The 25,812-nt window shown below is 66.9% G+C and carries 22 protein-coding genes and 1 rRNA gene; 5 read left to right on the top strand and 18 right to left on the bottom strand.

What is annotated here, in order from left to right; genetic code table 11:
- The first annotated feature begins 210 nt into the window (after positions 1–210).
- Positions 211–327 (top strand): 5S ribosomal RNA (rrf, locus tag QMG72_RS04030).
- Positions 328–513: 186 nt separating this feature from the next.
- A complete protein-coding gene (locus QMG72_RS04035) occupies positions 514–1,359 on the top strand; it encodes an SDR family NAD(P)-dependent oxidoreductase (protein WP_283479746.1) in 846 nt (281 codons plus the stop codon).
- Positions 1,360–1,433: 74 nt separating this feature from the next.
- Here QMG72_RS04035 and QMG72_RS04040 read toward each other — a convergent pair whose 3' ends face one another.
- The 16 genes from QMG72_RS04040 to QMG72_RS04115 all read right to left on the bottom strand — a co-directional run bounded on the left by QMG72_RS04040 (position 1,434) and on the right by QMG72_RS04115 (position 20,608).
- Positions 1,434–3,224: a putative bifunctional diguanylate cyclase/phosphodiesterase gene (locus QMG72_RS04040; RefSeq protein WP_283479747.1), complete on the bottom strand. Its 1,791-nt coding sequence runs from the start codon at positions 3,222–3,224 to the stop codon at positions 1,434–1,436.
- Between the two features lie 171 nt (positions 3,225–3,395).
- The gene (locus QMG72_RS04045; protein ID WP_283479748.1) at positions 3,396–4,082 is read right to left on the bottom strand and encodes an EAL domain-containing protein; all 687 of its coding nucleotides are present in this window, start codon (positions 4,080–4,082) and stop codon (positions 3,396–3,398) included.
- A complete protein-coding gene (locus tag QMG72_RS04050) occupies positions 4,022–5,509 on the bottom strand; it encodes a diguanylate cyclase domain-containing protein (RefSeq protein WP_283479749.1) in 1,488 nt (495 codons plus the stop codon). The genes QMG72_RS04045 and QMG72_RS04050 overlap by 61 nt, the downstream gene beginning before the upstream one ends.
- Before the next feature lie 175 nt (positions 5,510–5,684).
- Positions 5,685–7,856, bottom strand: coding sequence for a putative bifunctional diguanylate cyclase/phosphodiesterase (locus QMG72_RS04055; protein ID WP_502934645.1), 2,172 nt, complete (start codon positions 7,854–7,856; stop codon positions 5,685–5,687).
- 193 nt (positions 7,857–8,049) lie between these two features.
- Positions 8,050–9,240, bottom strand: a complete 1,191-nt coding sequence (locus tag QMG72_RS04060) for a glycosyltransferase family 4 protein (protein WP_283479750.1) — start codon at positions 9,238–9,240, stop codon at positions 8,050–8,052.
- Positions 9,241–9,515: 275 nt separating this feature from the next.
- The gene (locus tag QMG72_RS04065; RefSeq protein WP_282359056.1) at positions 9,516–10,475 is read right to left on the bottom strand and encodes an HNH endonuclease; all 960 of its coding nucleotides are present in this window, start codon (positions 10,473–10,475) and stop codon (positions 9,516–9,518) included.
- Between the two features lie 183 nt (positions 10,476–10,658).
- Positions 10,659–10,979: a ferredoxin gene (fdxA, locus tag QMG72_RS04070; RefSeq protein WP_282359057.1), complete on the bottom strand. Its 321-nt coding sequence runs from the start codon at positions 10,977–10,979 to the stop codon at positions 10,659–10,661.
- A gap of 6 nt (positions 10,980–10,985) precedes the next feature.
- On the bottom strand, positions 10,986–12,470 hold the full coding sequence (locus tag QMG72_RS04075; RefSeq protein WP_226776306.1) for an aldehyde dehydrogenase family protein: 1,485 nt from the start codon (positions 12,468–12,470) through the stop codon (positions 10,986–10,988).
- Between the two features lie 50 nt (positions 12,471–12,520).
- Complete coding sequence (locus tag QMG72_RS04080; protein WP_282359059.1) at positions 12,521–13,309, bottom strand: SDR family oxidoreductase; 789 nt, start codon at positions 13,307–13,309, stop codon at positions 12,521–12,523.
- Positions 13,309–14,277, bottom strand: a complete 969-nt coding sequence (locus tag QMG72_RS04085) for a dihydrodipicolinate synthase family protein (RefSeq protein ID WP_282359060.1) — start codon at positions 14,275–14,277, stop codon at positions 13,309–13,311. The genes QMG72_RS04080 and QMG72_RS04085 overlap by 1 nt, the downstream gene beginning before the upstream one ends.
- 41 nt (positions 14,278–14,318) lie before the next feature.
- Complete coding sequence (locus QMG72_RS04090; RefSeq protein ID WP_282359062.1) at positions 14,319–15,134, bottom strand: enoyl-CoA hydratase-related protein; 816 nt, start codon at positions 15,132–15,134, stop codon at positions 14,319–14,321.
- Positions 15,131–16,381, bottom strand: a complete 1,251-nt coding sequence (locus tag QMG72_RS04095; protein WP_226776302.1) for a CaiB/BaiF CoA transferase family protein — start codon at positions 16,379–16,381, stop codon at positions 15,131–15,133. The genes QMG72_RS04090 and QMG72_RS04095 overlap by 4 nt, the downstream gene beginning before the upstream one ends.
- A complete protein-coding gene (locus QMG72_RS04100) occupies positions 16,378–17,742 on the bottom strand; it encodes an FAD-dependent oxidoreductase (RefSeq protein WP_396021319.1) in 1,365 nt (454 codons plus the stop codon). Before QMG72_RS04100 ends, QMG72_RS04095 begins: the two co-directional genes overlap by 4 nt.
- A gap of 19 nt (positions 17,743–17,761) precedes the next feature.
- Positions 17,762–19,078, bottom strand: coding sequence for an MFS transporter (locus QMG72_RS04105; RefSeq protein WP_226776313.1), 1,317 nt, complete (start codon positions 19,076–19,078; stop codon positions 17,762–17,764).
- Between the two features lie 176 nt (positions 19,079–19,254).
- Positions 19,255–19,863, bottom strand: a complete 609-nt coding sequence (locus QMG72_RS04110) for a helix-turn-helix domain-containing protein (RefSeq protein WP_226776300.1) — start codon at positions 19,861–19,863, stop codon at positions 19,255–19,257.
- Positions 19,864–20,140: 277 nt separating this feature from the next.
- On the bottom strand, positions 20,141–20,608 hold the full coding sequence (locus QMG72_RS04115) for a DUF4383 domain-containing protein (RefSeq protein ID WP_283479752.1): 468 nt from the start codon (positions 20,606–20,608) through the stop codon (positions 20,141–20,143).
- A 183-nt stretch (positions 20,609–20,791) separates the two neighbouring features.
- Between QMG72_RS04115 and QMG72_RS04120 the strand changes: the two genes are divergently transcribed.
- Positions 20,792–22,108, top strand: coding sequence for a cell division protein PerM (locus QMG72_RS04120; RefSeq protein ID WP_283479753.1), 1,317 nt, complete (start codon positions 20,792–20,794; stop codon positions 22,106–22,108).
- A 13-nt stretch (positions 22,109–22,121) separates the two neighbouring features.
- Here the strand turns inward: QMG72_RS04120 and QMG72_RS04125 are convergent, their stop codons facing one another.
- Complete coding sequence (locus tag QMG72_RS04125; RefSeq protein ID WP_226776297.1) at positions 22,122–22,550, bottom strand: hypothetical protein; 429 nt, start codon at positions 22,548–22,550, stop codon at positions 22,122–22,124.
- 39 nt (positions 22,551–22,589) lie between these two features.
- Here QMG72_RS04125 and purN point away from each other — a divergent pair, with 39 nt between their 5' ends.
- Both purN and QMG72_RS04135 read left to right on the top strand, forming a co-directional pair.
- On the top strand, positions 22,590–23,162 hold the full coding sequence (gene purN, locus QMG72_RS04130; RefSeq protein ID WP_283479754.1) for a phosphoribosylglycinamide formyltransferase: 573 nt from the start codon (positions 22,590–22,592) through the stop codon (positions 23,160–23,162).
- Between the two features lie 484 nt (positions 23,163–23,646).
- Complete coding sequence (locus QMG72_RS04135) at positions 23,647–24,282, top strand: endonuclease domain-containing protein (RefSeq protein ID WP_283479755.1); 636 nt, start codon at positions 23,647–23,649, stop codon at positions 24,280–24,282.
- A gap of 99 nt (positions 24,283–24,381) precedes the next feature.
- Here QMG72_RS04135 and QMG72_RS04140 read toward each other — a convergent pair whose 3' ends face one another.
- Entirely contained in the window at positions 24,382–25,734 is a 1,353-nt protein-coding gene (locus tag QMG72_RS04140) for an MFS transporter (RefSeq protein ID WP_282359067.1), read from the bottom strand.
- Between the last annotated feature and the right edge of the window lie 78 nt (positions 25,735–25,812).

Raw genomic sequence — 25,812 nt, forward strand, 5'->3', positions numbered from 1 at the left:
ACACACCACCTGGACAAACCAATCCTTCAAAAGAGGTTTGCCCATCAAGGGTGGTACAAAGATAACAAGACTGCTTGCGTCCACTATGTGGTTCCCAACCAACAAACCCGTTGCGTGAGGAACAAAAACACAACAACACAACAACACCACAGTTGTAACCACAGATTTCCCACCACCACGCCCAGGCGCGGAACGGTGCGGACACAAAGTTACGGCGGTCATAGCGTGGGGGAAACGCCCGGTCCCATTCCGAACCCGGAAGCTAAGACCCACAGCGCCGATGGTACTGCACCCGGGAGGGTGTGGGAGAGTAGGTCACCGCCGGAACATCATTAAACGGTCGAGGACCCCCAACCACGTTGGGGGTCCTCCCGCATTTAACACCCCACCCAAAAACACCCCCACCGGGAACCCCACCCGGCTCAGCGGGAACATTGGCGGTGCCGGCATCGTTGTGGTTCGGTGGGCTTGTTTCCAAAAGCGCCGCTTCCCGCTTTCGCTCAAAGGATTCCCATGACCCAGCGCACCATCGTTATCACCGGCGCCAGTGACGGGATCGGCGCCTCCGCTGCCCGGACCCTTGCCAAAGCAGGGGAGCGGGTGGTCGTCGTCGGACGTTCCGTGGAGAAGACCGAGCGGGTAGCAACGGAGATCGGTGCTGACTACTTCGTCGCGGATTTTGGCGTCCTGGCGCAGGTGCGCCGGCTTGCAGCGCAGCTCAAGGCGAAGTACCCGCAGATCGACGTCCTGGCAAACAATGCCGGCGGGATCATGGGCAAGCGTGAGCTCACCGTCGACGGGCACGAAAAGACCTTCCAGATCAACCACCTGGCACCGTTCCTGCTGACCACCGAGCTGCTGGACGTGCTCACGGCCAGCAACGCGACAGTGATCAACACCGCCAGCGCCGCCAACGGTTTCGGCAGGCTGGACCTGACGGACCTGGACGCGGCCAGAAGCTACTCGACCAACCGCGCCTACGGGACCGCCAAGCTGGCCAACATCCTCTTCACCAGCGAACTGAACACCCGCTACGGTGCCGCGGGAATTTCCACGGCGGCCTTCCACCCGGGCGTGGTGGCCACCAACTTCGCGGCCGAGTCGACCAGCCCCATGCGGCACGCGTACAAATCCATCCTCAACCGTTTCCTGCTCAGCCCCGAACAGGGCGCAGACACGCTTGTTTGGCTCGCGACGTCGACGCCGGGGCGGGACTGGATGCCGGGGGCCTACTACGCCAAGCGGGCGCTGGCCAAGGCCAACAAACAGGCCTACGACGCGCAGCTCGCACGCGGACTGTGGGAGCGCAGCGAGGCCATGGTGACCCAGCCGCTCGAGGAACTCGATCCCCGGGTGTAACCGGATTCAACCGGGCGTCACCCGGCGGGGCGTCACCGCGCCGGGTCTACCGCGCCGGGTCTACCGCGCCGGGGCTACCGGGCGGCGTCGACCCTGTCGATTGCGGCCAGGGCGCTTTCCATGGTCCCGGCCAGTTCACTGGCCGGGGCGGGCTTGGCGAAAAGGTACCCCTGGAGTGCATCGCAGCCGCGGTCCATCAGGTATTTGGCCTGCGCGGGCGTCTCGATGCCCTCCGCGGTGACCGTCAGGCCGAGGTCGTGGGCGGCCTTGATCATGGTGTCGAAGAACGGCAGGTGTTCCAGGCCGGTGGCGACCATCGATATAAAGGACCGGTCGATTTTGACGATGTCCAGCGGCAGCTCCTTGAGCCGGCGCAGCGACGAATAGCCCGTTCCGAAGTCGTCCATCGCAACCCGGACCCCGGCGTCCCGGAGCTGCCGGAGCTGGCGGAGCACATCGCTGCCGGCGTCAAAAAACGCGCTTTCGGTCAGTTCCAGCGTCAGCTGGCGCGGGCTCACGCCGGTGGCGGCCACGATCGCGAGAATATCCGTGCCGAACTCGCGGTTCTGGAACTGCAGGCCGGAGACGTTTACCGCGACGCTGTGGCTGGCATCGCCGGCCAGCCAGGGCCGGATTTCCGCGCAGGCACGGCGCATGACCTCATCGCCGATTTCACGGATCAAGCCGCTTTGCTCAGCCACCGGCAGGAACTGGTTCGGCGGCACCAATCGGCCGTGCAGTTCCCAGCGCGCGAAGGCCTCGAACTGGACCACTGAACCGATCCCCGGCGACACCACCGGCTGGTAATGCACCGAGATCTGGCCCAATTCCACGGCCTGCCGGAGCCCGGCCTCGCCTTCGGCTCTGTGGCCCGGGGCGTGCAGCATGTCCGGACGGAAGCGCAGCCAGGTGTTTTTTCCATCGGATTTGGCGGCATTCAGGGCCGCATCGGCCTGCCGCAGCAGCTCGGCTCCGTCCAGCGTGTGCGCGGACTTGGACGCCAGGCCCATGCTGACGCCCGGCCGGACAGGGGAGCCACCAACGCGCGGTGGTTCGTACAGTGAATCGGCGATCCGTTTCGCCACCGCGTCGGCGTTGAGGCACTCGGTCAGCAGCACCGCGAACTCATCTCCGCCGAGCCTGGCAACTGTGTCGTGGGGGCGTACGCAGTTGCGCAGCCGGTTCGCGACCTCGACGAGGAGTTCATCGGCCGATGACCGGCCCAGTATGTCGTTGAGGCCTTTGAAATCGTCCAGGTTCAGCAGGAGCACATCCACCGGGTCCGGACGGCGCAGGGCAGCGGCCAGGCGGTCGTTGAACTGGGTGCCGTTAGGCAGCGCGGTGAGCGGGTCCCGCAGCGTGCCGGCCCTGAGCTCGTCGTCGTGCTCGGCGACGGCGGAGGGAATACGAACGGACGCGGTGGCACCCGGGCGGCTCCGCGCCGTCTGAGCTGTTCCGGAGACGTAGCCTGGGCGGCTGGGCGGCAGCCCGTTCCGGGGGCCGGTGCCGCGGACCGCCAATGCGACGGACGGCGCAGCAGACACTGATGAGCCTGCGGCCGCGGGGATCAGCGAGCAGGTGATCTCGACCGGAAGCGCGCTTCCGTCGAAGCGGCGGCCGGAGCCGGCGAAGGGCGCTGCGGAGCGGGGTGTTGCGGCGTCCAGCCCGGCGAGCACGCCATGGAACTCCTCACGGGATACTTCGGCCAGCAGCAAGGACGCATCAGCGCCCAACAGCTGCGTCCGGGAGTAGCCGAAGAGCTCCTCCGCCGCGTGGTTCAGGAAGGAGATTGATCCGTCCGGATCGAGCAGCAGCAGTGGATCCGGGCTGTGCTCCAGAAGTGATTGTGCAAACCCTGGGTCCATGCTGTTTTGTCTGCCCTCGAAGCGACCGATACGGATGGCAGGGGCCGTGTGAAGATCACGCGACGCTGCCCTCACTGAATCATAGGCGGTCGACGGCACGGTAGCCTGATTCGGCCCATGCGGGGGCGGAGTGTGTCGGCGCAGGCCTTTGCAGGCCGGCGGAACGCACGGCTAGACCGGGAGCGGCTCCGCCTCGGGTGCCGCCTCGAGTGCCTCGATGGCGGCCATTGAGCGGCGGATCGCGAGTTCGCGCCGGGCTTCGGGCTCCGGCCGGGAGAACAGGAAGCCCTGCAGGGCGTCGCAGCCACGTTCCATCAGGTAGCTGGCCTGCGCCGGCGTTTCGATGCCTTCGGCGGTGACCTTCAACCCCAGGCTGCTGGCCATGTTAATCATGGACGTCAGGATGGGGAGCTTCTCGGCCCCGGAACGCAGCATGGAAATAAAGGACTTGTCGATTTTGACCACGTCCACCGGGAGCTCCTGTAGCCGGCCCAGCGAGGAGTAGCCGGTCCCGAAATCGTCCAGTGCCACCCTGATCCCGGCACCGCGCAGGCGTTCCAGCTGCTCGATGACGTGGGAGTGGGCATCAAAGAACACACTCTCCGTGACCTCCAGGACCAGCTGGTGCGGATCCGTGCCGCCACACGCCGCGATGTCCAGGACCCGCTCCGCGAAGTCCCGGTGCTGCAACTGCACGCCGGAGACGTTCACCGCCAGGGACCGGGCCGGATCCTCCGCAAGCCACCCTGAGAGTTCTGCGCAGCTGCGCCGCAGCACTTCGGCTCCGATCTCCCGGATCAGTCCGCTGCGCTCGGCAATCTCGATAAACCGTCCGGGGCCATCAGCTGGCCCTGCCATTCCCAGCGGGCCAGGGCCTCGAACTGCACGACTTTAAGTTGTTCGCTGGAGACCACCGGCTGGTAGTGAACCCTGATCTGTCCCAGTTCCACCGCCCGGCGAAGCCCAGCGGTGAGCTGGGTGCGCTCCAGCAGTGCCGTGAGCATCTCCGGACGAAAGTGGACGTAGCAGTTTTTGCCGGCTTCCTTGGCCGCGTACATCGCGAGGTCAGCCCGCCGCAGCAGTTCTGAGGAGGTGGCGGTCCCGTCATCGCTTGAGGCGACGCCGAGGCTCAGGCCCGGCCGCATCAGGGTCCCTTCAATCGAGACCGGGGCGTTCAGGGCCCCGACGACCCGCTGGGCTACAGCGTCGGCGTCCCGGCAGCCCACGAGCAACACGACAAACTCGTCCCCGCCCAGCCTCGCGACGGTGCCGTGGGGTCCGACGCATCCCTGCAGCCGCCGGGAGATTTCCACCAGCATCTCGTCCCCGGCGTGGTGGCCCAGGACGTCGTTGACTTCCTTGAAGTCGTCCAAATCCAGCAGCAGCACGTGCACCGGTTCGCTGGTCAGCAGCGCAGCGGCGGCGCGTTCGTTGAACAGCATCCGGTTGGCCAGGCCGGTAAGCGGGTCGCGGAAGGCCAGTTCCTTGAGCTTGGCCGCCTGTTCGGCGAGCTCTTCCATGGCGCGCCGCGCCTGGTGCTGGGCTCGGCTGCGCGAAGTGATATCCCGGAAGTTCCAGATCCGTCCAACAACCGCGCCTGCGACCTCCTGCGGCCGTGAGTTGAGCTCCACGGTGCGGCCGTCGCTGAACTCCAGGAGGTCGTTGCTTTGCATCAGCTTGTCCGCATACAGCAGGGAAACTCTCCCCCGGAAGTAGTCCGGGTTTGCCAGCTGCCCGGCGATGAAGTCGATCAGGGCCATCGGGTCGGAAGCCGCAACGAGATTCGGCGGCATGCTCCACAGCTTGAGGTACTGATCGTTGACCCCGGTGATCTGCCCGTCGTTGGAGACCACCAGGATCGCGTCGGCGGTGGTTTCCAGCGTGGCATCCAGCAGCGAGACGGCCAGGCGCCGGCCGGCATCGGTGTCCTGGCGGTGGCTTCCGTCGCGGAGGGCGACCGCCATGGCCGCGCCGCCGTCGTGCTGAACCAGTGAGCAGGTGATCTCCAGGAAAATTTCGCGGCCATCCTGGTGTCGGCCTGCCGCCGCGACCGGGAGCGTCGCGGCTGGGTTGCCCCTGCCCAGCCTGCCGAACACACGCAGGAAACCGCCGCGCTCGTCGTCGGAGAGCAGGATCTGGTGCCCGCCGCCGAGCAGTTGTTCCCGCCGATATCCAAAGAGCCGCTCCGCCGCCGCGTTGACGAACACGATGGTTCCGTCCGCGGTCAACAGCATAAAGGCATCGGGCCCCTGCTCCAGCAAGGTCTTTTCAATCCCAGGTCCCACGGCGATACCGGCCCCCAAAGCTTCGGATGGTGATGGTGTCCGACGGTCTTGCCGCGGGCAATGCGTTTCACTGAATCATATGGTCCCCGACGCCAGTGTCCAGCACCCCGGGGCCGGGCAGATCGCGGCTTTTCCTGCGGAATTGCCGCCGGTGCCACCCACACCGGCGTTCGGCTCAGCGGGTTTCGGAGACCCGGCCGCCCCGGAGCGTGCCGAAGACCTCGGTAGAACGCGCAATCGCCGAATTCAGCGCGGACTGCGCCTCCGCGCCGGAAAAGAGGAACCCCTGCAGGGACTCGCAATCCAGCCCCATCAGGTATTCGGCCTGCGCGGCTGTCTCGACGCCCTCCGCTGTAACGGTCAGCCCGAGGCCGTGGGCCATGGTGACCATACAGCTAAGGATCGGCAGCTTTTCGGTACCCGTTTGGATCATGGCGGTGAAGGACTGGTCGATTTTGAGGGTGTCCACCGGAAGCTCCTGCAACCGGCCCAACGAGGAGTAGCCGGTGCCGAAGTCATCCAGCGCCACCCCCACCCCGGCGTTTCGTAGGGCGTTGAGCTGCTGGATTACGTGGCCGTCGTCGTCGAAAAAGACACTCTCGGTGACTTCCAGGATCAGCTGCCGCGGATCAACCCCGCACGAGGCGGTAGCCGCCTGGACCAGTTCGGCAAAATCCCCATGTTGGAGCTGAACGCCGGACACATTGACGGCCAGGCGACGTGCGGAATCCTCCGCCAGCCAAGGCTTCAGCTCGGTGCAGGCCTTCAGCAGCACCTCGGTACCGATCTCGACAATCAGTCCGCTGCGTTCCGCGGCCGGGATGAAGCGCTCCGGCGGGATGGTCTCGCCGTCGCGCACCCAGCGGGCCAATGCCTCAACAGTAACCACGGCGCCCAGCGTGGCCGAGATGATCGGTTGGTAGAGCACTGTGATCTGGCCACTGTCCACTGCCAGTCGAAGGCCGGTCTCCAGCTCGGTGCGCTGCACGAGGGACTGCAGCATTTCGGGCCGGAACCGCAGGTAGCGGTTCTTTCCGGCGGCCTTCGCCGCGTACATGGCGACGTCGGCCCGGCGCAGCAGTTCCGAGGCGCCAACGGCGTCGTCGCTGATGGAGGCCAGGCCCAGGCTGAGGCTGGGCCGCAGCATGGTCCCGTCAATCCAGACCGGTACCTTCAAGGACTCGACGATCCGGCCGGCCACCTCGTCGGGGTCCAGCGAGCCGACCAGCAGGACCACGAACTCGTCACCGCCCAGGCGTGCTACAACGTCGTTCGGGCGTACGCAGCCGCGCAGCCGCCGGCCCACTTCGATCAGCATCTGGTCTCCGGCGTGGTGGCCCAGGATGTCGTTGACCTCCTTGAAATCATCAAGGTCCAGCAGCAGGAGGTCGACGGCGGTCCCGTACGGCCCGAGCAGGGCGGCGGCGAGGTGGTCGTTGAAGAGCTTGCGGTTGGAGAGGCCGGTGAGCGGGTCCTGGAACGCGAGGGCCTTGAGCTGGGCCGACTGCTCGGCCAGATCGGCCATAGCCTTGGTGATCTGTTCCTGGGCAAGCCGGGCAGCGGTGACGTCGCGGAAGCTCCAGACGCGGCCCACCACCTGATTGGCAACCGTTTGTGGCCGGGAATAGCGCTCAAAGGTCCGGCCGTCACGGAAGTCCAGGACATCGTGGCTTTCCGCGGCAGGGTCGGAGTAGAGCGCGGTGACCTTTTCGACAAATTTGGCAGGATCTTTGAGTTGGTCCAGCACGTAGCCCATCACGGCTTCGTCGTTCTGGCTGGCCAGCAGGTTCCGGGGGATCCCCCACATGGAGACAAACTGGTTATTGACTCCCGCGATTTGGCCTTCGGCGCTGACCACCAGGATGCCATCAGCAGTGGATTCCAGTGTGGCACTGAGCAGCGACATGGCTTCTCGGAGCCCGGCATCCGTCTGCACCCGGCGGGAGGTGTCCCGGATGGTGACGGCCATGCTGGCCGGTCCCGCGGCTGGGGTCCCGGCGTCGTGCGGAAGCAGGGAATAGGTCAGCTCGCCCTGGAACTCACTGCCATCCCGCCGGACGGCGTAGGCCTCGACCGGGGGCGGCCAGGCGTCCTCGCGGAGCACAAAGAACAGTCGGTGAAATCCGCTCCGGAATCCTTTGGCGAGCAGCACACGGTGGTCGTGTCCCAGCAGTTCGTCCCGGGAGTAGCCGAACATACGTTCGGCGGCTGCGTTGACCATCAAGATGGTGCCGTCCTCGGCCACCACCAGCAGGGCGTCAGGACCCGCCTCCAGAATGGCTTCGGGGCTCGGTGCCGGGTACGCGGACGCCGTCACGCGGCTTTCACCGTGAACATCTGCGACCACCTGTATTCCATCGACGAGTCCTGCCCTCAGAAAATCATAGGGGCATCACCGGGGTACCAACACCAGGCCGGGGACACCGGCGTTTCACCCTGCCCGCACCGGCTGCCTCCGGCGGGAGCCGCTGCGGGAAGCCGGCGGGAGCACGGTGGGAGAGCAGGCGGGAGCCCGGCTCCGCAGCCGGTCGCTGAAATTCTTACCGGGCGGCTCTTTCGCGGGTGCCGTGTTCGCGGGTGCCGTGCGATGTGGAGGTGTGGGAGGTGCCGGGGTCCTCCGCGGCGGCGAGGACCGCTTGATAGTGCGCGACAAGTTCGGCGCCAAGCATGGACCATGTACGGCCCTGGACCGAAGCATGTGCAGTGGTTGCGAACGCACGGCGCTTGGCGTCGTCGCCCATCAGGTCCACCACCCGGTCCCGGAGCGCCACCAGGTCACCGGGTTCGTAGAGCCAGCCGGTGCGGGAGTTCTCCACCAGGTCCAGCGGGCCGCCGCGGCCGGTGGCGACCACCGGAACGCCGGAGGCCATGGCTTCCTGGATGGTCTGACAGAACGTTTCCAACTCGCCGGGGTGGACAAAAAGGTCAAAGGACGCCACCGCCCGAGCCAGTTCCTCACCGCCGAGGAAGCCGGTAAATACGGCGTTGGGCAGGGCGTCCTCGAGGGCTTGCCGCTGCGGTCCGTCGCCCACAATGACCAGCCGGGTGCCTGGCACGTCGGCCAGCACCGCCAGGTCCTGCACCTGCTTCTCGGCCGCCAGCCGGCCTACGTAGCCGATGAGGCGCTCGCCGGCCGGGGCGACGGAAGCCCGCCAGCCGGCGTCGCGCTTGTCCGGGGAGAACCGCCGGGTGTCCACGCCGCGACGCCACATCTCGATCCGTGGGATGCCGCGGCCGCGGAGTTGCTGGAGTGCGAAGCTGGAGGGGACGAGGGTGCGTGAGGCCAGCAGATGAATGTTCTCCACCCTGCTCCACGCCCAGTTCTCCAGGAACGGCACACCGTAGCGGCCGGCATAGCTGGGGACCTCGGTCTGGTAGATGGCGATAGTGGGGATCCCCAGCTGGTGCGCTGCCTGCGCGGCCCGCCAGCCAAGGACAAATGGTGACGCCAGGTGGACCACGTCCGGTGCATACTCGGCAAGGATTCGCTTGACCCGGTAAACACCGCCCATGGCTACCCGGACGTTCGTGTAGCCGGCGAGCGGGACCGAGGGCAGCCGGTGGATGCTCGCTCCATAGACCTCGTCGGGGGCTCCGGTGTCCTGGGTCGACGGAGCAATTACCAGCACCTCGTCCCCGCGCTCCTGAAGATGCTCCAGGACGCGCAGGATGGAATTTGTTACGCCGTTCATCAAGGGCAGGAATGATTCAGCCACAATTGCGATCCTCACCCCTCAACACTGCGGGGGCAGGCTTTCGGCACGGGGTAGGGCGCGTTGCGGGGGAGAAAAGAGTGGGTTAACGGGGTGTGGTCGCTTTGCCTCGCACGCGTCCGAGTGGGCATGCTCCGCGGCCGGGGTGAGGGGTGGACATAGGCCGCAGATGCGCCCGGGTCGCCGCCAAGAGTGGGCATGTCCAACGGTTGGGGCGGGGATGCGCTTGGGCCGGGGCCAAGAGTGGGCATGCTCCGCGGCCGGACCTACAGCAGCTCGACAGCTTTCCCTGGTTAAGCTTCCGGCGGCCCGAGGAGTTCCCGGGCCTGCCGCTGGGACTCAAGTTGTTCGGCGGTGACGACGGAGTCACGCAGGAATCCGGCGCCGGCGATGATCCGGCGCAATTCGGCGACGGTCCGGGCCGTGCTCCCGCCCCGGTGGGCCACGGCGTGGCAGTTGCCGCAGAGCGGGACGAGGTCTGTGAGGGGGTCCAGTTCATAGCGGCTGCCGAGACGGGACACCGGGACAAGGTGGTGTACGGGCATCAAGTCCGCGCCGACGTCTCCGTAGGTGAGTTCGAAGGAAAAGCCGCATGCTGCGCAGCTTGTGCCGTGGAGCGCGATGCAGGCCCGCCGCGCGTCGGGATCACGTTCGTAGCGGTTCACCTCCGCCCGGGTAACGGCGCCCTGCGGGTAGGTGCCGGGAGGGTGTTGGGTGGGGTCCGCGCCCGCCGGAGGCCCGGCGTCGCGCCACAGGGCCCTGAGCGCCGCTTCGTCCGCCGGTTCAACGCCCAGCCCGAATGCGTCGACATCCTCCCACTCGATCCCGGGAACCGCAGCCTTGAGGACGGCGACGGCGATGTGCTCACCGGGCGGCAGCAGCGCATCGACGGCCAGGTGCACAAACACCGGCGCATCGTCCTGCACGGTGCCCGGTATCCGGGCAGCCACCTGCCCGGCTACCGCCTGCCCGGCTACCGCCTGCCCGGATTCCTGTTGCCCGGATTCCTGTTGCGCCGCCGCCCGTTGCGCCGCGTCCTGCTGCTCGGAGACCACAACACCATGGCCGATCAGTCCGCGGCCGCCAGGCCCCTGCAGAAAAAGCCAAGCGTCGGTGCCAGCGGACAAGTTCCACGCACCGTTGACGCGCCACGGCACAAAACACCGGCCGGCCTCGGCGACACGGCCGCGAACTGTTGCGTCATTCCAGTCGTTCCGAGGGTCCGGGTCCCAGCCCAGGATGATGGCGCTCATCGGGCCATTCTCGCAGTCGGGCGGCCATCGGCGCAGGCAATTCGACACAAACGGCCGTCAAGCGGGGCGCTTGACGGCCGGGTCCTGCAAGTGACTGCGGGTTTGTGCTGCGGGTTTGTGCTGCGATTTTGTGCTGCGGGTCCGGGCCCGCGACAACACCGCGCCGGCTCCGCACGCCGGGACCTAGCGGGCCGGTACGGGTTCCCGGTCCACCACCGGGTGGTCGCGGCCCAGGTTCCCGACCGTGGCGGCCCCCTGTGGTGACCCGAGCTCCTCGAAGAACTCGACGTTGGCCCGGACGTAGTCGGCCCACTCATCCGGAACGTCCTCCGAATAGTAGATCGCTTCGACCGGGCAGACCGGGTCGCAGGCGCCGCAGTCCACACACTCGGCGGGATGGATGTACAGCGCCCGTTCACCCTCGTAAATGCAGTCCACCGGGCACTCGTCGATGCACGCCTTGTCCTTGACATCTACGCAGGGCTGGGCGATCACGTACGTCATGGCGGGCTACACCCCCGTGTAGACGGTCTTGCCCCAGGTGAAGAAGTCCAGGGCCGACTTTCCTTGTTCGCGGAATGTGTTTGTGGAGGAGTCCTTGACGCCGCCGAACGGCACGTTGAGGTCCAGGCCCGCCGTCGGACGGTTGACCTTAATAACGCCGGCCTGCGCCCGCGCGGCGAAGTCCGTGGCGAACGCCAGCGAATCGGTGCAGATGCCGGCGGTGAGGCCGTAGCGGGAATCGTTGATCGCGGCGAGTCCGGCCTGGTAGTCGGCGACCTCCAGCACGGCCACCACCGGGCCGAAGATCTCCTCGGACACGGCGGCGTCATCGAACGGCAGCTCGGTGAGCACCGCCGCCGGGAAGACCAGCGGCCCGGCGGGGTCGCCGTCGTATGAACCGGCCAGCAGCGTGGCGCCGCGTTCGACGGCGGAGCGCACCGCCGCCTGGTTCTGCTCGAACTGCTGCCGGCTCACCACGGCACCCATCGCAGCGTCCAGTCCGTCCCCGGGCGTGTACGCCGCGGCCTCCTCCGTCAGTGCGGCAAGGAATTCCGAGCGGATGCCGGGCGTGACGTAGACGCGGGACGTTGCGGTGCAGGCCTGGCCGGTGAGCCCGAACGCTCCGGCGGCGACCACCTTGGCGGCCTTGCGGGCATCGGCGTCGTCAAGCACCAGAACACCGTTTTTGCCGCCCATCTCCAGCTGCACCCGGGCCCGGCGGGCGTTCAGGATCTCCTGCAGGCCCAGGCCCACCGCCGTCGAACCGGTGAAGGACAGCCCCGCGATCCGCGGGTCGCGGGCCAGGGCGTCGCCCACCACCCGGCCCTTGCCGTGCACCACGTTGAACACCCCGGCGGGCAGCCCGGCGTCCTGCAGCGCGCGGGCGAGGTGGGTGGCGGAGAGCGGAGTGAGCTCGGCCGGTTTGATCACCACGGCGTTGCCGCTGATCAGCGCGGGGGCGGATTTCCACGCCGGGATGGCGATGGGGAAGTTCCAGGGCGTGATCAGCCCGACGACGCCGAGCGGCTCGCGCCTGGTGGTGATGGTGGTGTCCGGCAGGCCGCTGGGGAGGACTTCGCCGGTCGCGGCCCAGCCGAGGGAGCCGAAGAAGCGCAGCACGTCGGCGGCACGCTTGACCTCGCCCTTGGCCTCGGCGAGGGTCTTGCCTTCCTCACGGACCAGGTCCCCGGCGATGGCGGCTTGGCGGTCCAGGAGCAGGTTGCCGGCGGCCAGCAGGATCGCGCCGCGGGAGGGGGCCGGCAGTGCAGCCCAGGCCGGCTGCGCGGCGGCGGCTGCGCTAACGGCGGCGTCGACGTCCGCGGCGGTGCCGCTGGGGGAGAGGGCAGCGAGCTCGCCGGGCCGGGCCGGGTTGAACCGCTCGGTGTCTGCGCTGCCGAGCCATTGGCCGTTGATGAGGTGCCGGGCGGTGATGAGTTCGCGGTCGGCGGAGGTCTCTGCGGGGGTGGTGAAGTCTGTTGCCGTGGAAGTCATGGTGTTCCTTCGGGTGGTCGGGAAGAGTTCGGAGGTCTGGAAGCGGTCGGTTAGAGGCTGCGGATCAGGCCGCCGTCGCACCGCAGCGCGATGCCGGTGATGTACGAGGCCGGAGCGCTGCAGAGGAACGCGGCAGCAGCGCCGAACTCCGCGGGTTCGCCGTAGCGGCGGGCGGGTATGGTCTTGCGGGACTCGAGCTGGATTTCCTCGACGGTGCTGCCGCGGCGCTTGGCGGCGGCTTGGTCCAGTTCGGCCACGCGGTCGGTGGCGATCCGGCCGGGAAGGAGCATGTTCACCGTGACGGCGTCCAGCGCGACCTCGGCGGCGAGGGTTTTCAGGTAGCCGGCCAGCGCTGCGCGTCCGGTGTTGGACACTGCCAGGTTGGTCAGCGGCGCCACCACACCGCTGGAGCCGACGGCGAGGATCCGTCCCCAGCGCCGTTCCCGCATGCCAGGCAGCACGTGGGAAATGAGCGCGTGGTGCGGCTTGACCAGGAGGTCGAAGGCGGCCGCGAGGTCGTCCGCGCTGAGGGTGGCCGCAGCGCCGGGCTTGGGGCCGGGCCCGTTGAGCACAAGGATGTCGATAGGGCCGAGTTCCGCCACGGCCTGCTCGACGGCGGCCGCCACCCCTTCGGCCGTGCCGAGGTCCGCCTCGATCGCGACGGCGCCCGGCCCGTAGGCGTCCGTCAGTTCGGCCACGATTTCCTTGGCGCGGACCTGGCGCCGGCCGGTGACGGCCACACGCACGCCTTCGGCGGCGAGGGCTCGGGCGATGGCAAGCCCCAGGCCGCCGGTGGACGCGGCCACAAATGCGGTCTTTGTGCTGATTCCGAGGTCCATCAGAAACTCCCTGCCGTTGTGTGTATGTCCGTGGCCGGCACCGTGGCCGGCACCGTGGCCGGTTCGGGGGGCTGTGCGTCAAGGGCCGCCGCGGCCTCCGCCAGGTGCGTGAGCATGCTCAGCCGGAGGGTTTCCGGGAACGGCGCGGCCGGGGCGCGGACGCCGGCGTCGGCGATGAGGCCCCGCCGGCGCAGGCACTCCTTGCGGACGGACAGCGCGATCCGGGCCTGCTGCTCGAAGTTGATCAGCGGCAGGTAGGGCAGCAGTGCGTCCCGGGCCGACTCGTACCCGTCCCGCTGCCAGGCGCGGACGCAGGCGATCAGGGCCTCGGGGTAGGAGAATCCGGTCATGGCACCGGCGGCACCGGACTGCAGCTCGTCCAGCAGCCCCTGGCCGCCGAGCCCGCCGAACACGGACACTTCGAGGGCCCGGCTGAGCCGTCCGATGGCCACGGAGGTGGGCGGCGCCTCGGCCTTGACGGCGATGACGTGGCCGCATGCCTGCACCACCGAGATCAGCGCTTCGGTGCTGATGCTGACTCCGCTGGCCAGCGGATAGTCCTGCAGCACCACGTTGGCGCCGGTTGCCTGATGGATCGCGTTCAGGTGCGCGCTGACCACGGCGGGGTTAGCGGAGTTGGCCTGCACCATCACGGCTGCGAGGCGCTCGCCGGCCACGGCCTGGGCTGCCCGTATTTCCTCGACAGCCGTGCCGGTGTACAGCGAGGTTACGCCCACCACCAGGGGAAGGGTCGTTTCCTCGACAACGACTTCCAAGACCAAGCCGCGTTCCGCCGGGGTCAGGGCCGCGGCCTCGCCGAACACACCCAGGACGGTCAGGCCGGTAGCGCCGATGGATTCGTAGTAGGCCACGAGACGGGCGAGGCTGTCGGTGTCGACATCCAGGGTGCTGCCCTGGAATGGCGTTGCGAGAACACCCCACACTCCGGGTGCCAGTGACTGCCGCATCTGCTTCTCCTTAGTTTTTGGTCGCTCAAAGGGCTGCATCTCTAATGTCCCGGCCAGACCGGCGCGCGCTTGTCCTGGAAGGCGCGTACACCCTCCGTCGAGTCCGCGCTGTCAAGTGCCGCCATGAGGGCCGGCAGCCGCTGGCCGCGCGCCTCGGTGGCAGTCAGGTGCCCGGTCCGGGTGACCATTTGCTTGACTGCCCGCACGGAGGTGGGGGCGCAGGCGAGGATCTGGTCCAGCCAGCGCTGCACCGCGGCGTCGAGGTCCCCTGCGGGGACCACCTCGTTGACCAGGCCCATGGACTGCATTTCGGCGGCCGGCACTTTCCGTCCGGTGAGGAGCATGCCCATCGCCTGTGTGTAGGGGATACGCCGCACCAGCTGGTGGATGCCGCCGTCTAGCGCCAAACGCCCGACGCGCGGTTCAGTCAGGCCAAAGCGCGCGGTGTCCGCGGCGACCACGACGTCCGCGCCGAGCACGATCTCCATCCCACCGCCAAGCGCATAGCCGTTGACCTTGGCGATAACCGGGATGTCCAGGCTGGTGCGCAGGCTGAGGCCGCCGAAGCCGTTCGGGTCCAGGCCGGCCCAATACTGCAGCCCGGTCTTGTCCGCAGCGGCGGTGGACATGTCCGCTCCGACGCAGAACGCCCGGGTGCCGGCGCCGGTGATGACGACGGCGCGGACGTCCGGATCTGCTTCCAGTTGCGCCCAGATCGCGTTGAGCCGTGCCTGGGCGGTGCTGTCGACGGCGTTGAGCACGTGCTGGCGGTCGATGACCACAGTGGCAACGTGGTTCTCGATGACCAAGGTGACCTGATCCACCCTGGTCTCCCCAGCTTCTGCAACGGACGTCACTTCAGCACCCCCAGCTGCTGCAGGCGTTTGATGGCGTCGGCGTCGAAACCGTTTTCCAGCAGCACCTCCACGTTGTGCTGGCCAAGCTGCGGGGCGGGCCGGCGAACCGTGGGCGGGGTCGCGGAGAGCCGGATCGGTGCGTTGAGCATCCGCACAGTTCCGACGCCGGGGTGCTCGGCCTCCACGATCATGCCGTTGGCGTGCGTTTGCGCGTCGGCGAGGGCCTGCTCCAAGGTGTGCACCGGGGCGTTCAGCAGGCCTTGGTCCTCCAGCTTTGTGGTCCAGTATTCGGTACTGTTCGTGGCGATGCGCTCGCGGAAGATCGCCTGCAGCTCCGGCTTGTGCTGGAATTGCTGCTCCAGATTGGCGAACTCGGGCCGGAGCGTGAGGTCCTCGGCCAGGCCCAGGGCTTCGGAGATCCGCGCCAGCGGGTCCGGCGTGAAACCGCCCACCATGCACACTGCGCCGTCGGTGGTTTCGAAAACGCCGCTGAGCGGCATGGCACCCCAGTTGACCTCGTAGCCGCGGTTGAGCTGCATACACGCCTCCTGCATCTGCAGGTGCAGCATGGAGTCGTACATGGTCACCTCCACCTTCTGCCCGACGCCGGCGGTTTCGCGGGTGCGCAGCGCCAGCAGAATGCCCTGCATCAGGTGCATGCCGGTGATGTAGTCACACAGCGTGGTGGGGTAGATCGAGGGCTTCTGGTCGTCCGATTCGCGGCGCCACATGACACCGGAGTAGGCCTGGGCGATCGCGTCCTGGCCGCCCTTGTGCGAGTAAGGACCGATGGGGCCAAAACCCGTTCCGGAGGCCCAGATGATGCCCGGGTTCTGTTCCTTGAGCTCCTCATAGCCAAAGCCCATCCGCTCCATCACGCCGGAGCGGAAGTTGCTGACCACCACATCGGCATCGGAAAGCAGGCGGCGGAGCACTGCCTTGCCCTCCTCGGTGCGGGTGTCCACGGAGATGCTGCGCTTGTTCCGGTTGATGGACAGGAAGATCGGGTTGTCCTGGCCGTCCTTGTCCGGGAACGAGTTGCGCGAGATGTCCCCGGCGCCGGGGCGTTCGACCTTAATGATGTCAGCGCCGTAGTCGCCGAGGAGCTGGGTGCAGGACGGGCCCATAAACACCTGGGTGAAGTCCACGATCTTGATTCCGTCCAGCGGCAAGGGCGTGCCGGCGGGCGCTGGTGCCGTCCCGGGCGCGGCTGCCGCGCCCGGCAGGTCATCGATAGCCAGGCTCATACCGCCACCACCGAATCCAGGTCCAGGGTGGCGTTCGACGACGGGACGTCGCCCGGGTCCGCGCCGTGGACGCGCATGCCCTGCTGGATTTCCGCTGCGGAGACGTCGCGGACCAGGGTGCCGTTCCGGACGGCCAGCGCGGCGGCGACGCCGACGGCCTGGCCCATGGCCATGCAGGGCGGGATCTCGCGGGACATCTTTTGCGCCTCGGGGGTCGCGGAATAGTGGCGTCCGGCCACAAGCAGCTGGTCCACTTCCTTCGGCAGCAGCGAGCGGTACGGGTAGTAGTAGTCCCGGCCGCGGGCTACGGTATCGGCAAAGTGCCGGCGGGTGGTGACGTCATCCTTGGTCATGACGTACTCGCCCTCCAGCAGGCGGGTCTGCCGAACACCCATCTGGGAGGCGACGTCGAGCATGTAGCACTTCTCGAAGCCGGGGAGGTTGGCGCGGACGTAGTCCACGGCCTCGGAGATCTTGTCCCGGGCCGCGAACTCGGCCGCGGTCATGTCCGCCGGGTCGACGCCGTCGTAGCCGGTCATGTGCGGGGCATTGCACCAGACCACGCCGTCAATCGGGGTTTTCAGCCACCACAGCTCCCAGGCGCCGCCGAGGAGGCGCTTGATGGTGCGGTTGATGGCTCGGGCTTCCTTGGGGTTGGCCTGCTCAAACGCCTCGGCGGCGTTGGTATCGACGTTGCCGAGCCGGAAGACCAAGGTGGTGAGGTAGCTGTCCTTGATGTGGCTGGCGCCGGCCCGGGACGCGACGTCGATGTCGCCGGTGGTGTCGATGACAACGTCGGCCATAAAGGCCTGCGGGCCGGACTTGGTCTCGCAGATGACACCCTTTATCACGCCGTTGTCCACAATCGGGCGGGAGAACCAGGAGTGCAGGCGCAGGTTCACGCCGGCTTCCCGGACGAGGTCGTTGGAGATCCGCTTCCAGCCGTCGGGATCAAAGGCCGCTGCGTAGCAGATGGGCTTCGGTGTGACGTGGGTGTGGAAGTCGAAGGTACCGAAGCGGCCCCACTTGTTCCACAGTTCCTCGGAGGCCTTGCGGTCCTCCGCGGGCGGGACGATGGCCAGGCCCAGCTTCTGCAGCCGTTCGACGTATTCGGAGACGATGCCCGTGACGGTGATTTCCTGGCCGTTGATCATGTCATCGAGGACCAGGACCATCCCGCCGGAGGCGAGCCCGCCGAGCGAGGAGTAGCGTTCCAGCAGGGTGACGGAGGAGCCGGCCCGGGCTGCCGTCACGGCGGCGGCGACACCTGCGGGGCCACCGCCCACCACAAGGACATCGGAGCGGGAGATCACGGGGGCGGTGAGGTCCGCCGTCGTGGTGCTGAGTTCAAGGGAAGTCATGGAATTCATGGAGGGATCCTTAGTTTCCGACGAAGATGCCGTTGGCACGGCGGGCGGCGAGGTAGAGGACGATGGACAGGACGGAGAGGACCGCGACGTACACCGGGAAGACCCAGCCGGCGCCGACGGACTGCAGCCAGACCAGGAGGAAGGACGCGGTGCCGCCGAAGAGCGCGACGCCAATGCCGTAGCCCAGCGCCACACCGGTGCCGCGGCAGTTTTTGGGCATCAGCGAGGTGCTGACCACGTTGTAGAGGGTCATGTTCAGCACCAGGACGAGGGAACCGCCGAGCAGGACCGCGGCGAACCCGCCGATGCCGGGCTGGACGTACATCAGCATGAGGAAGACGGAAGGAATGGCCAGGATCCGGGTGACGAGGAACCAGCGGGACATGGACCGGCCGTCAGCCAGCTTCCCGATGATCCAGCTGCCCACCACGAGGATCACGCCCAGGACGGTGGTGAGGGCGAAGACAGCCGTGGGATCTTCCTTGAAGTTGCTGCGGGCGGCGCTGGGCAGCCCCACGTTCCAGGCGTAGTTGTAGGCCTGGGCCGCGCCGACAACAAAAACGATCGCCAGCACGGAAAGCCAGTGTTTACGGACCCCGGTCCAGACGGCGCCGGCGGAGTTGTTGGCCAGCTCTTCCGGGTTCATGGTTTCCGGCAAGGCGCGGCGAAGGTAAAGGACAACAAAGCCAAAGGCAGCGCCGATAAAGAACGGCACCCGCCAGCCCCAGTCACCCATCACGGCCCCGCCGAGCGTGAGGCTGCAGAGGAAGCTGACCAGTGAGGCGAGCAGGATGCCGATGTTGACGTAGAAGGACATGATCCCGGCGACGTAGCCTTCACGGCCTTCCGGAGCCAGCTCCACGGCGTGCGAGGTGGAGAGCGGGGCCTCGATGCCGGTGGAGATGCCCTGCAGGACGCGGCAGATGACGAGGATGATCCCGGCCCAAGCACCGATCTCCTGGTAGCTGGGCGTGACGGCGATGACCAGGGTGGTGCCCGCCATCAGCATGATGGAGAGCAGCATCACCCGGCGCCGGCCGATCCGGTCGGCCAGGGTGCCCAGCAGCACGCCGCCGAGCGGCCGGAACGCGAACCCGACGGCGAAGACGGCGAGTGTGTTCAGGGTCGCGGAGAGGGGGTCGGTGCTTGGAAAGAAGTTCGGGCCAATGAACGCCGAGAGGAGGCCGAAGACCATCCAGTCGTACCATTCCAGGGCGTTGCCGAGGCCCAGGCTCAGCAGGCCCCTGCGGACTTCAGGGGCGAACTTCTTGGCGGCCGGGCGGGTGGTTGCCGCGACGTCGTCGTCGGGCTGCGGAGTGTTCAGCATGGGTGTTTCAAGCATGGAAGTGTCCTTACGCTTACGCCTTGGGGGCGTGGGAGGGTATGACGCATCGCCGTCCGGGGATTACGGTCGTTGGCTGCGAATGTGGCAAGGACTGTCGGCGGTCAGGGTCGGACAGCGACAGTGGGTGGGACGGTAGGGGCCGCTTGGGGTCGGCGCCGCTACCACGCGTGAGGTGCGTTGACCCAGATTGCTACGCATACCTCTTCGTAGCTGTTTTTGTACCAGTGCGGGGTGTCCGAGGCGAAAGTGATGGAATCGCCGGCCTCGAGCGAATAGCATTCCCCGTCCAGGAAAATGTCTTTCCGGCCGGAGAGGATGAGCCCGAACTCCTCGCCGCTGTGGCGGAAAGGAGTGGCGCTGGTGTCGTGGCCGGGCGGGCTGACAATCCATTGGGCCTCAAGAGCGCCGTTAAGATCAGGCGTGAGCAGCTCATAGACCGCCTCGCCTACTGACTTCTTGGTGACGCCCTTCAGGTTGCGCCGATCGGCTTTGCGGACCACCGGGGACCTGGGCTTTTCCTGGCCGACAAAGAATTTCCCGACCGGGATGTCCAGGCCGTGGGCCAGTTGCGCCAGGGTGGTGAAGGACGGGTTGGCCAGGCCGCGTTCGATCTGGCTGACGATTGCCGGGCTGAGGCCCGTGATCTCCGAAAGCTTAGCGAGCGTCATGCCTTTTTCCTTGCGCATGGAGCGCACCTTGTTGCCGACAGTGGCAAGCAGTGCACTTGTAGCTACCGGGACGCTGCCCGTGGCGCTTTCGGTGGTCATTCGATGTCCTTCACTTGGTGAGCTGACTCACATAACTATAGTGAAGATTTTTAGCGGGTCAATGATTTTGCCCTAAGTAAAATGAAAATATTTACAGAAGCGGGGTTTTGCGACCCGCGCCCTCCGCTGCTCGATGCATCCGTGACCCGACGCCGCCACACAGAAGCTGGTGCAGCAACTGCGCTTTTACGCAGTGGCTGCACCAGCAGGTAGAACGAATTTTCTGCTTACTATGAAACGGTACTCATTCGCGGCTCCCTTGGTCCCGGTGGTTCGTTTACCGGGTATTTGCGTCTTCGGCCAGATGCCTGGACATCAGCCAACCGGCGCCGGCCATTGCCAGGCCCAGGATCATAAAGGCCCAGGCATCGATGGCGTTCAGCGACAGGAAATTGGCCGCCGAACCCACCCCGACGATGAGCCCGTAGACGCTAAGGACGATGTACAGCAGGCCAAAGCCCATCAGGAAGTTCCGGGAACCCACGGGATTCCGGGACATGGCCCAGCCGGTGGCGCCGATCGCGAGCTGAACGATGTTCAGCAGCATCGATACCTGGAACAGGCCCAGGAACAGGGCCGTGGATCCGGGTCCGAAGAACGCCAGGGAACTGTACTGCGTGGTGATGCCCGGGATGAATCCCAGGATGCCCACGACGATAAGGACGGTACCAACACCCATGCCGACGTTCTGGACATCTGTCCGTCCGAAGTGAACGCCGTGTGCATGTGGAGATGCGGTAGTCATTTTGTGCCTCCAACCACTGATTGCGGACACTCCAATTTTACGGCCGAGACAGGAAAAAAGCGCTGCTCCGTGTCGCTGTGGAATGCCGGATGTAACGTCGCCAGCGGGCGGAAGTGCAGTGAAGTGCGGCAGTTGCGCCTGTCGCACCGGCAGGGGGGCGCGCACGTGGCACCATGGAACACGATGAAACTGCGCGCTGATCAGACCGGGGAACGTGGACTTCCGATGCCGCTATGGCTGCAGGGAGCCCTCGAGTCCGCGCAGGCAGCCGTCATTTCCGCCCTGGTGGTTGCCGCCCCGATTTTTGTCGTGTGGGCCACCGCGGGATTTCAGAACGGCGCCACCGAGGTGCTGGCCCGCCTCGCAGGCCAGTCCTGGCTGCTGATCCACGGTGTTCCGCTACTGCTGGACACCGTTGGGATGGGCGCGACAGCCCAACCTCAGTCCGGCGTTTTGTCCCTTACCCCGCTGGGGTTGACGCTGATCCCGTTCCTGCTTGCCTGGCGCGCCGGCCGCCGGCTCGCCCGGGCCTCCTATACTGACCAGCTGTGGCAGGCGCTGCTGGGGTCCTCGCTGGTGTACGCAGGCTTTGGCCTGGCCACCGGCTTCATTTGCCGCACCGCCGACGTCGGCGTGGGCCTGTGGTCCGCCGCGCTTATCCCGTTGATCCCGTTCGGCATGGGCATGGTGGTCGGAGCCCGCCGCGAGGCCGGTTCCTGGAGCCGGCTGATCGGCGTCGACGCCGTCGCCTGGCTCTCCCGGACCAGTCAACACTCGCGCTGGGCCGGTTCCTACCTGGGCTCCGCGGTCAAAGCCGGTTTCGTGGCGCTGATGGCCAGCCTGGCGATGTGCTGCGTCCTGCTTGCCGTTACCCTGTTTATCCACTGGAACCTCGTGATCGCGGTCTACGAGGGGCTTGAGGCCGGACCCTTTGGGGGTGCCGCCCTGACCATCGCGCAGCTCGGATTCCTGCCCAACCTGGCGGTGTTCGCGCTCGCTTGGACGTCCGGGGCGGGCGTGGCCCTTGGCATCGGCTCCCAAGCGGGGGCGCTGGGCACCGCCGTCGGACCATTGCCGTCGATCCCGGTGTTCGCGGCGCTGCCAGCCGGGGCGCTGGACTTTGCGGCGGCTGCGCTGGTGGTGCCGGTCCTCGCCGGCACGCTGGCCGGGTGGTGGTTCCTGCGCGAAGGCGAAAACCACTTTGACGAATGGCTCTCCATCAAGATCCACGCCCGCTGGTTCACGGCCACGGCTTCCACACTGGTGCTCGGCGCGATGGTAGGCAGCATCGCCGGGCTGCTCGGTGCCGGCCTGGCCTGGCTGGCCGGGGGATCCGCCGGGATCGGGCGGCTCACCGATATTGGTCCCGACCCGCTTCGGCTGGCAGTGTTCCTGGCCGTGGAGGTGGCCGTCGGCGTCGTCATCGGCTCTGCCGCGGGACCGTGGCTGGAACGCCAGCAGACGCTGCGTGAATCGGAGCTGGAGCCGGCATCCCGGTAACCGGGCGCCGTGTTTAGCGGAACTGGGGCAGCGATTTTTCCAGCTGGGTCTGGCAGATGGACGACGCGTACTGGGTGAGGGCGTGGCGGCTGCATTGCTGGTAGTCCCGGACCTGGTTGAAGAACAGCACTGAGGTCAAAAGCAGCACCACCTGGATGGCCACGACCACCAGACCGGAAATCGTCCCGAACAGCACCAGCTTGGATTCCTTGAGCCTGGCGTAGCGGACCAGCACCATAATTCCCAGTACTGCGGCAACGGCCGTGAGGAGTCCGCTGAGCCAGAGGTAGCTGATATCCAGCTGGTAGACGAAGAACGATCCCAGCACCGCCACGATAAAGCTCCGGAACAGCAGATGGGTTTTTGCCTGCGCGGCTTTGGCTGCGTCGCTGAGCGGGTGCTGGCCGCCCGGGCCGGAGGCGGAGTCGTTCGGGGGATTCATGTTTTCCAGCCTACGCGAGCGGCCCCATAAGCTAGGACCATGCGCATCGTAGTCCTCGTCTCCGGCACCGGGTCCAATCTCCAGGCCGTCATCGACGCTGTCGCGGCGGGCGATCTCGACGTCGGGATCGCCGCCGTCGGGGCGGACCGGCCCGGAACCTACGGGGTGCAGCGGGCTGCCGCCGCCGGCATCCCGACCTTCGAGGTGGACTTCAAGGCATATCCGGACCGGGCTGACTGGAACGCCGCGCTGACCGGTGCTGTCGCCGCGTTTGCGCCCGACGTCGTGGTGTCCTCAGGCTTTATGCGGATTGTCAGCGCGGCGTTCATTGACTCGTTCGGCGGCAAATACCTCAACACCCACCCGGCCCTGCTGCCCTCATTCCCCGGCGCCCACGGGGTCCGCGATGCGCTGGCCTACGGCGTCAAGGTCACGGGCTGCACCGTGCACTGGGCCGACGCCGGCGTGGACACCGGGCCGATCATCGCCCAGGAAGCGGTGGCGGTCTCGGACGGCGAGACCGAGGAATCCCTGCACGAACGGATCAAGGTCGTGGAGCGCCGGCTGCTGGTCGCCACGCTGGCCGCCCTCGCCGCCCCTGAACCCAACTAGCGGACCCCAAGTAGCGCGCCCCCCCAAGTAGCGCGCCCCCCCAACTAGCGCCCCGCCCCCCCAACTGACTCGCAGCTAAGGCCGTTTTGGGCGCTCAAAACGGCGTTAGCTGCGAGTCAGTTGGGTTCACCCGCCATGGCTTGTGGATAACCCTCCGGCGAAGTCCTCGGCTTTGCGACGATGGGTCGATGAAGACACCCCGGCCGCTTCCGGCGCCGCTCGGACTGGCGCCCTTTACACTCCAGGAGGCACTTGATGCCGGAGCCAGCCGGCGCCGGCTCAGGCATCACTCCCTGGATGTTCCGAGCCGCGGGATCCGGCTGCCGTCAAAACCGTCCGCCGCATTGGATCTGCAGGCTCGTCCCCTCACCCTCGTGACGCAATTCTCCGCAGCATCCCATGCGACAGCCTTTCTGATCTGGGACTTCCCGGATTCCTGCCGGGCTCCTCTGCTCCAGGCATCCATATCTCCCGGCCGGACACGATGGCAATACCGCGGCGCAGGGGCGTGATCGGCCACGTCGGGCAGTTCTTCGACGACGAAATCACCCGGCTCGACGGCGTCCTGGTCACCACCCGGACCAGGACGTGGCTGGACTGTGCCCGAAAGATGAGCATCGACGAACTAACAGTGGTAGCGGACCATCTGCTGCGCCATCCCCGGCCTGCCTTTGAGAACCGGTCCGCGCCTTATGCCAGTCCGGAGCAACTCGCTGAGATGCTGGACCGGCACCGGGGTACGCCCGGCATCCGCAAGGCCCGGCTCGCCTTGGAGCAGGCCAGGATCGGCGCGGACTCGGGCCCGGAGACGAGGCTTCGGCTCGCACTGGGTCGCGCTGGCCTGCCGGAGCCGACACTGAACGCGGTCACGGTCCTGGGCTCCGGTATCGTACGTGAACCGGATATGGCCTATCCGGAGCACCGGGTTGCTGTGGAGTACGAGGGAGCCGTGCACTCAGCCGCGGCGCAGATCGTCCGGGACATCGCCAGGGAAGAGGATTTCAACGGCGCCGGTTGGATCCTGGTCCGAATCTCGAAACGGCACATGGAGAACGACGCACGCGCCGCCGTCGCCAAGGTGCTGACTGCCCTCGCCGGCCGCGGCTGGCAGCCCAACTGACTCGCAGCTCAGGTCGTTTTGAGCCCCCAAAACGACCTGAGCTGCGAGTCAGTTGGGAACGGGGGACGGAACGGGGGAACGGGGGAACGGGGGACGGGGCTAGGCGAGCTGGCGCTGCTTCGTTTCGGGAGCGAAGAACGCCATCCACAGCACACTGAGCAGCACCAACCCGCCGGCGAGGGCGAATGACGTCGCCAGACCCAGCTCCGGCCACAGGAACGCCGCGAAAATCAGCGGACCGAACCCTGCGCCGAGCCGGGAGAACGTCGAGGCCCAGCCAAAGCCCGAGCCGCGCAGTTCGGTCGGATACAGCTCGGAAACATAGGTGTAAAGCACCGGAATGGCTACCTGGACCACAAAGCCAAAGACCAGCAGCCAGAACACGGCCGCCGTCGGGATGTCCACCACAAACGCCACGATCACCAGGGTCAGCGCGGAGAGCGGTCCGGTGATTGCCAGGATCCACTTCCGTCCCACCCGTTCCACCAGCAGCGCGGCCACCACCACACCCAGGAGCCCGACGGCGGCCATGGAGGCGGTGGTGAGGAAGGCCTTGTACTCCTCGAAGCCGGCGCCGATCAGGATCCTCGGCATCCAGGTCAGCGACAGGTAGTAGACGAGCAGGATGCTGAAGAACAGGGACCACGCCGCCGTTGTGATCTTCCAGTTGTACTGCCAGAGCGCGCGCAGTTGGGTCCAGGCGCTGCCGGCGGAGAGCCGGGGCGCGTCTTGTGCCTCGGGCAGGCTGTAGGCGCGGGGCTCGGCCCCGGTCGCGGCGACGAGGTCGTCGATCACCTTGGCGGCTTCCTCCCGGCGGCCGTTGCGGATCAGGAACAGCGGGGACTCGGGGACGCTGCGGCGGACCCAGAACACCAGCAACGCCGGAAGCACCATCACCAGCATGGTCAGCCGCCAGTCCCCGTAAAGCGCCACCAGCCCGGCGGACACAAATCCGCACAACGCGGCCCCGATCGGCCACCAGCCGTCCATCGCGGTGAGGACCTTGCCGCGCTGTTTGCGGGGCGTGAATTCGCCCACCAGGGCATAGTCCACCGGGATGCAGCCGCCCAAACCGAAGCCGGCCATAAACCGGAACACCACAAACCAGAGGAAGTCGGGGGAGAAGGCGCCGAACACCGTAAACACCGAGAAGATCAACAACGTGGCGGTGAACGCCTTTTTGCGCCCTATGGTGTCCGCGATGGTGCCCCAGACGAATGCGCCCAGGGCCATGCCGATAAGGTTCGAGGCTCCGATCCAGGCGGCCTCCCCGGGGCTCAGGGACCAGTGCTTGGACAACAGCGGAATGAGGATGCCGTTGAGCGTGACGTCCCAGGCATCGAACATAAAGCCCAGGCCGCCGATCAGAAAGATCCGGCCCTGCACACGCCAGCGCCACGGCAGTTCCTGGACCACCTGTTCGCCGCTGGGCACAGTGGTGTATGTATTCATTAAAGCCTCCTGGGAAATTCTACGTGGCCCTCCGCCGCTGCGCTGCGCTTCATAACTCCGGCGCGCGGGAAGTCCCGG

This window comes from Pseudarthrobacter sp. PH31-O2 (genome assembly GCF_030063265.1).
Taxonomy (GTDB): Bacteria; Actinomycetota; Actinomycetes; order Actinomycetales; family Micrococcaceae; genus Arthrobacter.

What these genes read in the sequence shown, in the direction of transcription:
- QMG72_RS04035 (WP_283479746.1), top strand. Translation starts at nt 514, where the DNA reads ATGACCCAGCGCACCATCGTTATCACCGGCGCCAGTGACGGGATCGGC.
- QMG72_RS04040 (WP_283479747.1), bottom strand. Translation starts at nt 3,224, where the DNA reads ATGGACCCAGGGTTTGCACAATCACTTCTGGAGCACAGCCCGGATCCA.
- QMG72_RS04045 (WP_283479748.1), bottom strand. Translation starts at nt 4,082, where the DNA reads ATGGCAGGGCCAGCTGATGGCCCCGGACGGTTTATCGAGATTGCCGAG.
- QMG72_RS04065 (WP_282359056.1), bottom strand. Translation starts at nt 10,475, where the DNA reads ATGAGCGCCATCATCCTGGGCTGGGACCCGGACCCTCGGAACGACTGG.
- fdxA (WP_282359057.1), bottom strand. Translation starts at nt 10,979, where the DNA reads ATGACGTACGTGATCGCCCAGCCCTGCGTAGATGTCAAGGACAAGGCG.
- QMG72_RS04075 (WP_226776306.1), bottom strand. Translation starts at nt 12,470, where the DNA reads ATGACTTCCACGGCAACAGACTTCACCACCCCCGCAGAGACCTCCGCC.
- QMG72_RS04080 (WP_282359059.1), bottom strand. Translation starts at nt 13,309, where the DNA reads ATGGACCTCGGAATCAGCACAAAGACCGCATTTGTGGCCGCGTCCACC.
- QMG72_RS04085 (WP_282359060.1), bottom strand. Translation starts at nt 14,277, where the DNA reads ATGCGGCAGTCACTGGCACCCGGAGTGTGGGGTGTTCTCGCAACGCCA.
- QMG72_RS04095 (WP_226776302.1), bottom strand. Translation starts at nt 16,381, where the DNA reads ATGAGCCTGGCTATCGATGACCTGCCGGGCGCGGCAGCCGCGCCCGGG.
- QMG72_RS04100 (WP_396021319.1), bottom strand. Translation starts at nt 17,742, where the DNA reads ATGACTTCCCTTGAACTCAGCACCACGACGGCGGACCTCACCGCCCCC.
- QMG72_RS04105 (WP_226776313.1), bottom strand. Translation starts at nt 19,078, where the DNA reads ATGCTGAACACTCCGCAGCCCGACGACGACGTCGCGGCAACCACCCGC.
- QMG72_RS04110 (WP_226776300.1), bottom strand. Translation starts at nt 19,863, where the DNA reads ATGACCACCGAAAGCGCCACGGGCAGCGTCCCGGTAGCTACAAGTGCA.
- QMG72_RS04115 (WP_283479752.1), bottom strand. Translation starts at nt 20,608, where the DNA reads ATGACTACCGCATCTCCACATGCACACGGCGTTCACTTCGGACGGACA.
- QMG72_RS04120 (WP_283479753.1), top strand. Translation starts at nt 20,792, where the DNA reads ATGAAACTGCGCGCTGATCAGACCGGGGAACGTGGACTTCCGATGCCG.
- QMG72_RS04125 (WP_226776297.1), bottom strand. Translation starts at nt 22,550, where the DNA reads ATGAATCCCCCGAACGACTCCGCCTCCGGCCCGGGCGGCCAGCACCCG.
- purN (WP_283479754.1), top strand. Translation starts at nt 22,590, where the DNA reads ATGCGCATCGTAGTCCTCGTCTCCGGCACCGGGTCCAATCTCCAGGCC.
- QMG72_RS04135 (WP_283479755.1), top strand. Translation starts at nt 23,647, where the DNA reads ATGGCAATACCGCGGCGCAGGGGCGTGATCGGCCACGTCGGGCAGTTC.
- QMG72_RS04140 (WP_282359067.1), bottom strand. Translation starts at nt 25,734, where the DNA reads ATGAATACATACACCACTGTGCCCAGCGGCGAACAGGTGGTCCAGGAA.